Raw genomic sequence first — 12216 nt, 5'->3', positions numbered from 1 at the left:
GTCGGTGACCGTGACGCTGAAGGATTCGCTGAGGCTGTTGGTGCCGCTGGCGCTCGGGTGGCTTTCATTGTCGTTGAGAGTGTAGCGGTAGCTCACCACCCCGCTCGTCGAGTCATAGCCGGTGATGGTCAGGGTGTTGCCCAGGCCGGTGGTGAAGGTCTGCGGGAAGCCGGCGGTCACGCCGTTAGTCACCACGTTGATCCCACCGACGCTCAGGGTCTGTACGCCGTCCAGTGCCGTGACGGTGAAGGTGCCGCTCTGGGTCAGGTTTGAACTGCCCGGTGCCGAGCCGTCGCTGAGGGCTTTTTCGTAGACCGTCAGTTCGCCGCCTTCGACCTTGAGCCCGGTGATGGTCACCGGATCGTCGTTGTTGTGGACATTGAGCACCAGGGTTGCGGTGCTGGTATCGCCGTCGGCGTCGGTATGGGTGTAGGTGAAGGACTCAGTGGCGTTGGTTTTCAACGCCAGGAACGCCGGATTGCCGGTGTCGACGGTGTAGGTGTAGGTGCCGTTGGCCGCCAGGACCAATTGGCCGTAGGTGCCGTTGACGGTCTGCGCGGTGATCGGCCCGGTCGGTACCCGATCCGCGCCCTGAGTGTCGTTGCTCAGCACGTTGCCACTGAGGATGGTCTGCGCCTCGCTGGCGGTCCCCGCGTTGCTGTCATTCACCGCCGTCGGCCCATCGTCGACGATGTTCACGTCCAGTGAGTTGGTCGCCGTGTCGCCGTTGACGTCAGTGGCAATGACGCTGAAATGCTCGCTCAGGTTGCTGGCGCCATCACTTGCCGAATGGGTTTCGTTGGACACCAGGGTGTAGCTGTAACTGACCACTCCAGTGACCGGGTCAAAACCGGTGATGGTCAGGGTGTTGCCCGCGGCAGAGGTCATCGATTGCGGGAAACCCGCGACCACGCCACCGCTGACGACGCTGATCCCACCCACATTCAGGCTCGACAGGCCATCTGGCGCCGAAACACTGAAGGTAGCGCTTTGGGTCAGCGCCGCAGGATTGCTGGCCGAACCCTGGGCCAGGTTGGCTTCACTGAGGGTCAACTCGCCGCCTTCTACCGACAGGCCGGACAGGTTCACCCCATGGTTCACCGGTGGCGGAACAATCCCATCATCGCCGTCCTCTTCTGGCACGGGCGCAATGCGCTCCGGGACGAACTCAGGGATACCGTTGAAACCGGCGGTGGGAAAGCCAATGATCGGCTCGACCCGCCCTGCCACCTCTTCCAGCAGTACGAAGGTATGCCCGCCTCCCGCGGCGCCAGTCCCGCCCGCACCTGCACCGCTACCCGGTCCGGCAGCCGTGGCTTCAGCGGTCTGGGTCGGGTCGGCACCGGCCGCAATGGCTTTTTGCAGTTGTTCGACATCGGTCAATTGCGCGGCACTCGGTGCCACCACCTCGGGCGTACTCACGTGCCCGGCCTGATTGGCCAGCAGTTGCGCTGTCATTGACAGGCTGCTGTCACGCCCAAGGGTCAGCTCCTGACCGTTGCTCAGGTGCACGGCCACCGCCCCTGCGGCACCGGTGATCAGTTGCTCGCCGGCGAACAGCCGATCCCCCTCGATTAGGGGACGCCTGGTGCCATCCGCTGCCTGTGCGAAAACCTGACCCACAACCTTGCTGACGGTACCGATGAGCGTTGCCATGTGACGTCCTCCGCTGCCGACATCCATCGGCATCTGGGTTATGCAGAGAAGTACGCATGGCACTAACGGGTGGCTTGGCGGAGCTGGCGCCCGGCAGCACTTCCACCCCAAGGTAAAAGCCCTGCCTGACGACGATCTCGCCTCGCTTGCCCTACGCAGATGGCCTGGATTTGTGCGGAACAAAACGCAATGGAATCATCCACTCAGCGTCGCCAGCCGATCTACGAGGGTGACCCCACGGTATCCTACCGGGAAAGTGACAATATTTTGTCGCCCCTAAAACCGTGCAGCCTCCATCCCCTCCAACACTTCTCCACCCTATGTTGCAAAATGGGTTGAACTCTTTTAGCCCCGAAAAGCGCCCTAAAGCTCGTAACCACGGGACTTACGGTGTGAACAATGTGCTGGATTTTTCAGGGCGCATAAGTTTTTTTCGACATACTTCTTATGAGAAATGCTTCTTAGCTTCTCCCTAGGATGTTCTTAGCTCTGTTGTTACAAGCCTGGAACGGTTTGAACTATAAGTCGCGTCATTTTTTTGGCGACAGCAAAGCACTATTAGGACACAGGGAGAAGTACCCCATGCGCGTTTTCACGCCCCTCTGCAGCGCGATTCTGTTGGCCATGGCCTGCACTCATCAGGCCCAGGCCATGTCACTGACCGAAGCGATTCAAAGCACGCTGGACAACCACCCGGAACTGCACGCCAGCGAGAACAGTCGCCTGTCTGCCGATGAAGACGTGAAGGTCGCCAAAGGGGGTTTCTATCCGTCACTGGATCTGAATGCCGGCTACGGGCGTGGCTACAGCGACAACTCCACGACCCGCGGCCTGACGCCCGATGGCCACAACACGGAGACCGAGTGGTACACCCAATCCGAACTGCGCCTGCGGCAAATGCTGTTCGACGGTTTCAATACCGCCAATGAAGTCGGACGCACCCGGTCGGTCGTCAACTCCCGTGCCTACTTCACCCGTGGTACCGCCGAAAGCCTGTCCCTGCGCACCATCGAGGTGTACCTCGAAGTGCTCAAGCGCCGCGAACTGGTGACCCTGGCCACCAACAACCTGCAAGCGCACTTGCGGGTCAACGACCAGATCGGCCTGCGCACCGATCGTGGCATCGGCAGCACCGCCGACCTTGATCAATCGAAAGCGCGCCTGGCCCTGGCGCAAAACAACCTCGACACCGCCCAAGTCGATCTCGCCGATGCCGAAGCCAACTTCTTCAGTGCCGTGGGGCGCATGCCCGACGAGCTGGAAACCCTGCCGTCGATTCGCGGCGAGGTTCCCCAAACCCTGCCGGACGCCCGCCAGGCCATGATGGATAACAACCCGTACCTCAAATCCGCCCAGGCCGACGTGAACGCCGCCGAAAGCCAGTACGAGGTGGCCAAGTCGCCGTTCTATCCACGCTTCGATGCAGAGGCGGCGGTCGGTGCCGACGACAACCTCCAGGGCGACCTGGGCCACGACAACGAGTGGCGCGTGGGCGTAATCATGAACTACAACCTGTTCCGCGGCGGCAGCGACAAGGCCCGCCTGCAATCGGATGCACACAAGATCAACCAGTCCATGGACATCCGCAACAACGCCTTGCGCATGCTCAACGAGAACATCACCCTGGCCTGGAACGCCATGGTCAATGCCAAGAAACAACTCCCGACCGCCCGCGAATACGCCGAGACCTCCGTGCGCGTACGGGCGGCCTACCAGGATCAGTTCGGCCTCGGCCAGCGGACCCTGCTCGACCTGCTCGACAGTGAAAACGAGCTGTACAACTCCAGTCGTCGCTACACCGAAGTGCGCTACACCGAGGAGTTCTCCATGTACCGCGTCCTGGCGAACACCGGCGAACTGCTGACGAAAGCCAAGGTGGTGGTTCCGGCCGAAGCGATTGCGCAAACCGACGTGAAAAGCGAAGCCCGCCTGCCCGAGATGCGCTAGCTCACTGGGGATCTCGATGTGACCAGCATGGAACCCGGCAACACTGGTATTGACCCGCGCCTGAGCTTTGATGATCCGCTGTTGGATGGGTTGCTGATCCTGTGCAAGCTGCATGACTGCACCGTCAGCCGGGCCAGCCTGAGTGCTGGCCTGCCACTGGCCAAACAGCGCCTGAGCCTGGACCTGCTGCCTCGCGCGGCAGCCCGTGCCGGCCTGCAGGCACGTGTATTGAGGCGTGAACTGGAGTCGATTTCAGCGCTCAACCTGCCGGTCATGTTGCTGCTCAGAAATGGCCGCTGTGCGGTCTTGCGGCGTTGGGGGGAAGACGGCAAGGCGCTGATTCTGCCCAGTGAGGCTGAGGGCGGAGAGCAATGGGTCAGCCGTGAGGAGCTGGCCGAGGAATACAGTGGCCAGGCGCTGTTCGCCCGGCCACGGCATGAGCTCGAGGACCTGCGCTCACCGTTGGTACCTCGGGTCGAGGCGTGGTTTCGCGACACGCTCAAGCTGTCGCGCTGGCTCTACAGCGACGCGATTCTGGCGAGCTTCCTGATCAACCTGCTGGGCCTGATGGTCCCGCTGTTCGTGATGCAGACCTACGACCGGGTGGTACCGAACCAGGCCACCTCGACCTTGTGGGTGCTGGCCATCGGCTTGTTGATCGGCACCGGGTTTGAACTGGTGCTGCGGATCGTGCGTGCGCACTTGCTGGACACGGCCGGCAAGAAAACCGACGTGATCCTGTCCGCCACCCTGTTCGAGCGCATCACCGGCATGTCGATGAAAGCGCGTCCCGCCACCATTGGCGGGTTTGCCCAGAGCATCCACGACTTCCAGGGCCTGCGCGAGTTTCTCACCGCCGTGACCCTGACCAGCCTGATCGACCTGCCCTTTGCAGTTCTGATGCTGGTGGTGATCGGCCTGCTCGGCGGCTGGCTGGTGGTCATCCCGCTGCTAGCCTTCCCGCTCACCATCCTCTTCGCGATGATGATTCAGGTGCGCCTGCGCGACACCGTCCAGAAAAGCCTGGCACTGGGGGCCGAACGCCAGGCCGTGCTGATTGAAACCCTGGGCGGCCTGGAAACCCTCAAGGCCTGTAGCGCCGAGAGCGAACGCCAGCACAAATGGGAAAGCACCCACGGCGCCCTCACCCGACTCGACAGCCATGCGCGCAACCTCTCGGCGCTGGCCACCAACGGCACCCTGTTCATCCAGCAGTTCTGCGGCATGGCGACCATCGTCGCCGGGGTCTACAGCATCATCGCCGGCAACCTCAGCGTAGGCGCCCTGGTGGCAACCTACATGCTCGGCAGCCGCGTCCTGTCGCCCCTGGGACAAATCGCCGGGCTGATCACCCGTTACCAGCAAGCCCAACTGACCATGCGCAGCACCGATGCATTGATGGCGCTGCCGCAGGAGCGCGACACCCGGCAACGGCCACTGGAGCGTACCCAACTGCAAGGCGCACTGGACGTCAGCGGCGTGACCTTCCACTACGACGGGCAAAACGCCCCGGCGTTGTCCGGCGTCAGTTTCAGTGTCAAACCCGGCGAACGCATCGGCATCATCGGCCGCAGCGGATCAGGCAAAAGCACTCTGGCCCGCCTGGTGATGGGGTTCTACGCCCCGGATGAAGGCCAGCTATTGCTCGACGGCCTGGACCTGCGGCAACTGGACGTCGCCGACCTGCGCCAACAAATCGGCTATGTGGCCCACGACCTGCCGCTGCTGGCCGGCAGCCTGCGCGACAACCTGACGCTCGGCGCGCGCTACATCAGCGACTCACGAATGCTCGAAGTCGCCGAGCTGACCGGTGTCACCGAACTGGCCCGCCAACACCCCCACGGCTTCGACCGGCCGGTGGGCGAGCGCGGCCAACTGCTGTCCGGCGGTCAGCGTCAAGCGGTGTTGCTGGCCCGCGCACTGCTGCTGGACCCACCGATCATGGTTCTCGACGAGCCCACCAGCGCCATGGACAACAGCAGCGAAGACATCCTGCGCCAGAAACTGCACCCTTGGGTAAAAGGCAAGACCCTGCTGTTGGTCACCCACCGCACCTCGATGCTCAGCCTGGTGGATCGGCTGGTGGTGCTGGACAACGGGCGGATCGTCGCGGACGGCCCGAAAGAAGCGGTTATCGATGCACTGCGCAAGGGCCGTGTCGGCTCTGCGGCCGTCTAGGAGTCGCTTATGCCTGAGTCCCCCCCTGGATCATTGCCCTCTTCACCTGAGCCGCGCGGCTACTTTGGCAGTTTCCGCAAAAGCGCAGAGCGCGAGTTCATGCACGAAACCGCCGACGCCTCGCTGCAGGATTCGCCCCGCAAGTCGCGGATCACCGTGTGGCTGGCCGCCGCGCTGATCATCACAACCCTGGTGTGGGCCAAGCTGGCGGTCTTGCAGGAAGTCACCATGGGTGAAGGCAAGGCCATTCCGTCGAGCAAGGTTCAAGTCATCCAGAACCTTGAAGGCGGGATCGTCACTGAGATTTTCGTGCGCGAAGGGCAGATGGTGAACAAGGGCGACACCCTGATCCGCCTGGATGACACACGCTTCCTGTCGAACAAGGGGGAAAGCGAGGCCGATCGTTATGCCCTGATGGCCCAGGTCGAACGCCTGTCTGCCGAAGCCGAGGGCCGGCCGCTCAAGCTGTCGGACGAGATCGTGTCCAAGGCCCCGCAAGTGGCCGAAGACGAGCGCGCCCTGTATGACCAACGGCAACGCCGGCTGGCCAGCGAACAGCGCACGCTGACCGAACAACTCCGGCAGAAAACCCAGGAACTGGCAGAGTTTCGCTCCAAACAAGGGCAATACAGTTCAAGCCTTGCGCTACTGAACCAGGAAATGAACATGTCCGCGCCGCTGGTGGGCACCGGGGCGGTGTCACAGGTGGAAATCCTGCGGCTCAAGCGCAGCGCCGTGGAAATCCGCGGCTCGCTGAATGCCACCACCCTGGCGATCCCACGGGCCGAATCGGCGATTGACGAGATCAGGAGCAAACTCGATGAGTCGGTGCAGGGCTTCCGCTCGGACGCCGCCAAGGAACTCAACGAGAAACGCACCGACCTGTCGAAAATCACCGCCACCAGCATTGCCATCGACGACCGAGTGACCCGTACCACCGTGGTTTCGCCGGTTCACGGGATCATCAAGGTGCTCAAGGTCAACACCATCGGCGGCGTGGTTCAACCGGGCAGCGACATGGTGGAGATCGTGCCCCTGGAGGACAACCTGCTGATCGAAGCCAAGGTCCGCCCGCAGGACGTGGCCTTTCTGCATCCGGGTCAGAAAGCCATGGTCAAGTTCAGCGCCTATGACTACACGATCTACGGCGGCCTGTCGGCCAAACTCGAACTGATCGGCGCCGACACCATCACCGACGACAAGGGCAACAGCTTCTACCTGATCCAGGTGCGCACCGACAAAAACCACCTGGGGGGCGACGTCAAACCCCTGCTGATCATCCCCGGCATGGTCGCCACGGTGGACATCATTACCGGCGAGAAAAGCGTGCTCGATTACCTGCTAAAACCCGTCCTGAAAGCCCGGACCGAAGCGATGCGCGAGCGGTAGGCCTGCATCGATGTGCACACCTTCTCCGTGGCGAGCGAGCTTGCTCGCGCTGGGGTGCGAAGCGCCCCCCCCAAAAAAGCTACCGCGGTCTTTCAGCAAGACTTTGCCGGCCGCTCTTGGGGCCGCTACGCCGCCCAGCGCGAGCAAGCTCGCTCGCCACAGAAGACCTCATCGCCCATGATTCTTGCGGTAGGTCTCTTCACCCATCGCCGCAATCTGCCCTTCGATCAACGCCTCAAACGGCTTGAGCAACGCATCGAACGAGGTCGGCGCTTCAAGCACCTGCAACGCCTGCACGATCGCTTCCACCGTCGACAACGCACCAGGCCCTGGCGCCTTGCGCAAGCGATAGCGCGACACGCCACCATCGGCCAGGGTCACCCTTGGCAATGCGGCCAACAGCGGGTTGAGGTGCAACATTTTGCGCGCCTTGCGCCAGGTGCCGTCCGGCACCACCAGTAGCAGCGGCTCATCCATCGCGGTGTACGCCTGCATCGGCTGCGCATCGTCCGCTGGAAACAGCAGGCGGGCCTGATAACCGGGCGGGTTGAGCAGCGTTGGCAAGTCCTCGAACACCTCACCGACGATCAGCTCGGCATTGTTCAGGCCCAACGCCGCCAGGCGCGCGGTGTTCAGCGCATGGCTCACTTCACTGGGGTGCTGCAACAACAGCACCCGGGTGCGACTATCTAGGCTCGGGATCAGCGGGCACAGGCAATGGGTTTGCGGGCGCAGGCAACGGGCGCATTGTTTTCTGGACATTGGGCTCTCCCGATCAGGCCTGATTGAGTTGTGCTTTGAGCAAGTCACGGAAAGTCTGGATCAGCGGCTCGCGGCTACGCCCCCGACGCACGATCATCGAGAACGGTGCCTGGTAGCCGAAGGTGGCCGGCAGCAACACGCGCAGGTCGCCCTTGTCAGCCCAGGCCTGCGCGTAGTGTTCCGGCAAGTAACCGATGTAGGCACCGGACAGCACCAGAATCAGCTGCGCTTCCATACTGTCCACCGTCGCCGCGCTGTGCTTGAAACCGTGGCGCGCCAGTTCCGCCTGGCTCCAGTAACCGCGACCGACCATGCGTTGCTGGGTGATCAGTTGCTCGGGGATCCGTCGTTCGGTGAACAACGGGTGGCGGTTGCTGCAATACAACCAGTGCTGCTCGCGGTAGAGCGGCATATAGACCAGGCCGCTCATGCGCGTGGAGAACGCACCGATGGCCAGGTCCAGGCGGTTGTCCTGCACCCCCAGTTGCAGTTCGTAGGGGCTCATCACCGACAGGTGCAGGTGCACCGCCGGGTGTTCCTGGCTGTAGGCACCAATGGCTTCGGCGAAGGGCAAGGCCTTGTCGCTGACAGTGGAGTCGATCACCCCAAGGTTGAGCGTACCGCGCAACTCGCCCTTGAGGGCCGCTGCGTATTGCTCGAAACCTTCGAGTTCCCCCAGCAGGCGCAAGGTCTCCTGATGGAACAGCTCGCCCTTGCTGGTCAAGCTGAAGCCGCCCCGGCCGCGGTGACACAGCACCAGCCCCAACGCCCCTTCCAGCTGGCTCATGTAGGTGCTGATGGCCGATGTCGACAGGTTGAGCTCGTGCTGGGCGTTGGCAAACCCCTGATGACGCACCACGCTGACGAAGATGCGCAATAGTTTCAGGTCGGGTAAAGCGTTGGCCATGGGGGGCTCCGATTGCAAGATCATGCGTGTTGCTTTTGTGGCGAGGGCGCTTGCTCCCGCTGGTCGGTCCGCGTTCGGGCGCAGCAGCCGTAAATCTATCGATGCGCTCTGCCTGAGACAACAAAGTGAATGGTTTTGGGGCCGCTTCGCGGCCCAGCGGGAGCAAGCTCCCTCGCCACAGAGGTTTTGCGCATGACGCGAAGTCTATCTCCCCTTCCGCCATTAGTTTAGAAAAATCTGAACTAAGTATTTGCCGGTAGCGATTCTTCTGCGGCACTCCATTTCGCAGAATCCGCCCAACAGGTGCCTGTGCATGCCCTATGCACCGAGCAACCCCATAAATAAAACAACGACGATGAGGCCATACCCGTGGACAAGATTCTTCACCAACCACTGGGCGGCAACGAAATGCCGCGCTTCGGCGGCATCGCCACCATGATGCGACTCCCCCATTTGCAAACCGCTGCCGGCCTGGACGCTGCCTTCATCGGCATCCCGCTGGACATCGGCACCTCGCTGCGCGCCGGCACCCGTTTCGGGCCACGGGAAATTCGTGCTGAATCGGTGATGATCCGTCCGTACAACATGGCCACCGGCGCCGCGCCGTTCGATTCGCTGTCCGTTGCCGATATCGGTGACGTGGCAATCAACACCTTCAACCTGCTGGACGCCGTGCGCATCATCGAAGAGTCCTACGACGAAATCCTCGAACACGACGTGATCCCGCTGACCCTCGGTGGCGACCACACCATCACCCTGCCAATCCTGCGTGCGATCCACAAAAAGCACGGCAAGGTCGGCCTGGTGCACATCGACGCTCACGCCGATGTGAACGATCACATGTTCGGCGAGAAAATCGCCCACGGCACCACCTTCCGTCGCGCCGTCGAAGAAGGCCTGCTGGACTGCGACCGCGTGGTGCAAATCGGCCTGCGCGCCCAGGGCTACACCGCTGAAGACTTCAACTGGAGCCGCAAGCAGGGCTTTCGCGTAGTGCAGGCCGAAGAGTGCTGGCACCAGTCGCTGGCACCATTGATGGCTGAAGTGCGGGAAAAAGTCGGCAACGGCCCGGTGTACCTGAGCTTCGACATCGACGGCATCGATCCGGCCTGGGCCCCGGGCACCGGCACCCCGGAAATCGGTGGCCTGACCACCATTCAGGCCATCGAAATCGTCCGTGGCTGCCAGGGCCTCGACCTGGTCGGTTGCGATCTGGTAGAAGTCTCGCCGCCTTACGACACCACCGGCAACACCTCGCTGCTGGGCGCCAACCTGCTGTACGAAATGCTCTGCGTACTGCCGGGCGTGGCGCACCGCTGAGGCCTGACCATGAACGCACATGATCAGGTTCTCAACGCGGCCGCCGAACTGGTGTCGGCGTTCGCCCGAAATGATCGCGAAGCTTACTTCGGCGCATTCAGCGCGGACGCCAGCTTCGTGTTCCACACCCTCGGAAAGCCACTGCTGTCGCGCGATGCCTATCAGGTGTTGTGGGACAACTGGCGCATCGAGGAAGGTTTCGAGGTGCTGTCATGCACCTCAAGCAACGCCTTCGTCAGCCTGCAGGGTGACGTGGCGGTGTTTGTCCATGACGTGGCCACGAGGCTGCGCATGCAAGGGGAGCAACACTTCAGCCAGGAACGCGAAACCATTGTGTTTCGCAAGCAACAAGAAGGCCATTGGCTGGCCTGCCACGAACATTTGTCCGCCATGCCGGAAGGGCTGCCACCCCCTTAGCCAAGACAGGTGACGCTCACACACGATGAGCGCGCCTTGATGATCGGAGCAGATCATGAATAACAACAACAAAGAACACAGCCTTAGCAGCATCGAAACAAACGGGGTCGAACAGATCCCCGACCACGAACGCGACGCCCGACCCAGCGACCTGTTTCGCTTGATCTTCGGCGGCGCCAACACCTTTGCCACCGCCGTGCTCGGCAGTTTCCCGGTGCTGTTCGGCCTGTCGTTCCAGGCGGGCGCCTGGGCGATTGTGCTGGGCGTGTTGCTGGGCGCGCTGATCCTCGCCCCCATGGGCCTGTTCGGTCCGATCAACGGTACCAACAATGCCGTGTCGTCCGGTGCACACTTTGGCGTTCACGGACGGATCGTCGGTTCGTTCCTGTCGTTGCTGACCGCCATCGCCTTCTTCTCGCTCTCGGTGTGGAGTTCGGGGGATGCGCTGATCGGTGGGGCCAAACGCCTGATCGACCTACCGGAAACCGACCTGACCCTGGGCCTGGCCTACGGCGTGTTCGCGATCCTGGTGTTGACCGTGTGCATCTACGGCTTCCGCTTCATGCTGTGGGTCAACCGCATTGCCGTATGGGCCGCAAGCCTGTTGTTCCTGTTGGGAATCTTTGCCTTCGCCCCGGCGTTCGACAGCCAGTACGCCGGCAGCGTGGCCCTCGGCCAGGCCGGGTTCTGGGCGGCCTTCATTGGCGCAGCGCTGGTGGCTATGAGCAACCCGATCTCCTTCGGTGCGTTCCTCGGTGACTGGTCGCGCTACATCCCGCGCGAAACCCCCAAGGGCCGGATCATGCTGGCGGTGATTGGCGCGCAGATTGCCACTTTGATCCCGTTCCTGTTCGGTCTGGCGACCGCGACCATCGTGGCGATCAAGGCACCGGACTACATTGCCGCGAACAACTATGTCGGTGGCCTGCTGGCCGTATCGCCGAGCTGGTTCTTCCTGCCGGTGTGCCTGATTGCGGTGATTGGTGGCATGTCCACGGGCACCACGTCGCTGTATGGCACCGGGCTGGACATGTCCAGCGTGTTCCCGCGGGTGCTGTCGCGGGTCAAGGCCACACTGCTGATCGGGGTGATGTCGATTGCCTTCATCTTCATCGGGCGCTTTGCGGCGAACCTGGTGCAGAGCGTGTCGACTTTCGCCGTGCTGATCATCACCTGCACCACTCCGTGGATGGTGATCATGATCATCGGCCTGGTGAAGCGTCGCGGTTTCTACTGCCCGGATGACCTGCAAGTGTTCACCCGTGGCGAGCAAGGTGGCCGCTACTGGTTCAGTCATGGCTGGAACTGGCGCGGCCTGGGTGCCTGGATCCCCAGCGCACTGGTCGGCCTGTGCTTCGTCAACCTGCCTGGGCAGTTTGTCGGTGTGCTGGGCGAGCTGGCGGGCGGCATCGATATCAGTTTGCCAGTGACCCTGGGCCTGGCCTCGCTGGTGTACCTGGCCCTGCTGAGCCTGTTCCCGGAGTCGGCGCTGATGTACGGCCCGAAGGACGCTCGGAGCCAGGGTGCGGAGTCGCCCGGTAAAGCGGCGTTGCGGCAAGCCGCCTGATTTTTTGAAGACTGGCCCATGAGGTGACCTCTGTGGCGAGGGAGCTTGCTCCCGCTGGGCTGCTTCGCAGCCC

Annotated in this window: 9 protein-coding genes; 6 read left to right on the top strand and 3 right to left on the bottom strand. The window is 62.4% G+C overall.

What is annotated here, in order from left to right; translation table 11 throughout:
- A partial coding sequence (locus tag AC3WQN_RS23635) for a retention module-containing protein (protein ID WP_492606961.1) occupies positions 1-1656 on the bottom strand: 1656 nt, incomplete at its 3' end.
- 582 nt (positions 1657-2238) lie between these two features.
- Here AC3WQN_RS23635 and AC3WQN_RS23630 point away from each other — a divergent pair.
- The 3 genes from AC3WQN_RS23630 to AC3WQN_RS23620 are packed head-to-tail and all read left to right on the top strand — an operon-like array spanning position 2239 to position 7170.
- Positions 2239-3603 carry a TolC family outer membrane protein gene (locus AC3WQN_RS23630; protein ID WP_095080208.1) on the top strand — a complete coding sequence of 455 codons (1365 nt, stop codon included), beginning with the start codon at positions 2239-2241 and terminating at the stop codon, positions 3601-3603.
- Between the two features lie 18 nt (positions 3604-3621).
- A complete protein-coding gene (locus AC3WQN_RS23625) occupies positions 3622-5781 on the top strand; it encodes a type I secretion system permease/ATPase (RefSeq protein ID WP_103400448.1) in 2160 nt (719 codons plus the stop codon).
- A gap of 9 nt (positions 5782-5790) precedes the next feature.
- Entirely contained in the window at positions 5791-7170 is a 1380-nt protein-coding gene (locus AC3WQN_RS23620) for an HlyD family type I secretion periplasmic adaptor subunit (RefSeq protein WP_103400449.1), read from the top strand.
- A 168-nt stretch (positions 7171-7338) separates the two neighbouring features.
- On the opposite strand, the gene AC3WQN_RS23615 is transcribed toward AC3WQN_RS23620, so the two are convergent.
- A complete protein-coding gene (locus AC3WQN_RS23615) occupies positions 7339-7932 on the bottom strand; it encodes a tRNA-uridine aminocarboxypropyltransferase (protein WP_103400450.1) in 594 nt (197 codons plus the stop codon).
- Positions 7933-7945: 13 nt separating this feature from the next.
- On the bottom strand, positions 7946-8839 hold the full coding sequence (locus tag AC3WQN_RS23610; RefSeq protein WP_095145622.1) for a LysR family transcriptional regulator: 894 nt from the start codon (positions 8837-8839) through the stop codon (positions 7946-7948).
- Between the two features lie 369 nt (positions 8840-9208).
- Between AC3WQN_RS23610 and speB the strand changes: the two genes are divergently transcribed.
- The 3 genes from speB to AC3WQN_RS23595 are packed head-to-tail and all read left to right on the top strand — an operon-like array spanning position 9209 to position 12143.
- Positions 9209-10159 (top strand): agmatinase, encoded by a 951-nt coding sequence (speB, locus tag AC3WQN_RS23605; RefSeq protein WP_103400451.1) that lies wholly within the window; start codon positions 9209-9211, stop codon positions 10157-10159.
- Between the two features lie 9 nt (positions 10160-10168).
- Positions 10169-10576 carry a YybH family protein gene (locus AC3WQN_RS23600; RefSeq protein ID WP_103400452.1) on the top strand — a complete coding sequence of 136 codons (408 nt, stop codon included), beginning with the start codon at positions 10169-10171 and terminating at the stop codon, positions 10574-10576.
- A 55-nt stretch (positions 10577-10631) separates the two neighbouring features.
- Entirely contained in the window at positions 10632-12143 is a 1512-nt protein-coding gene (locus AC3WQN_RS23595; RefSeq protein WP_103400453.1) for a purine-cytosine permease family protein, read from the top strand.
- Positions 12144-12216: the final 73 nt, after the last annotated feature.

It is taken from the genome of Pseudomonas sp. FW300-N1A1 (assembly GCF_058789115.1).
The sequence above is the reverse complement of the archived record's forward strand: the minus strand, read 5'-3'. Positions and strand labels throughout refer to the sequence as shown.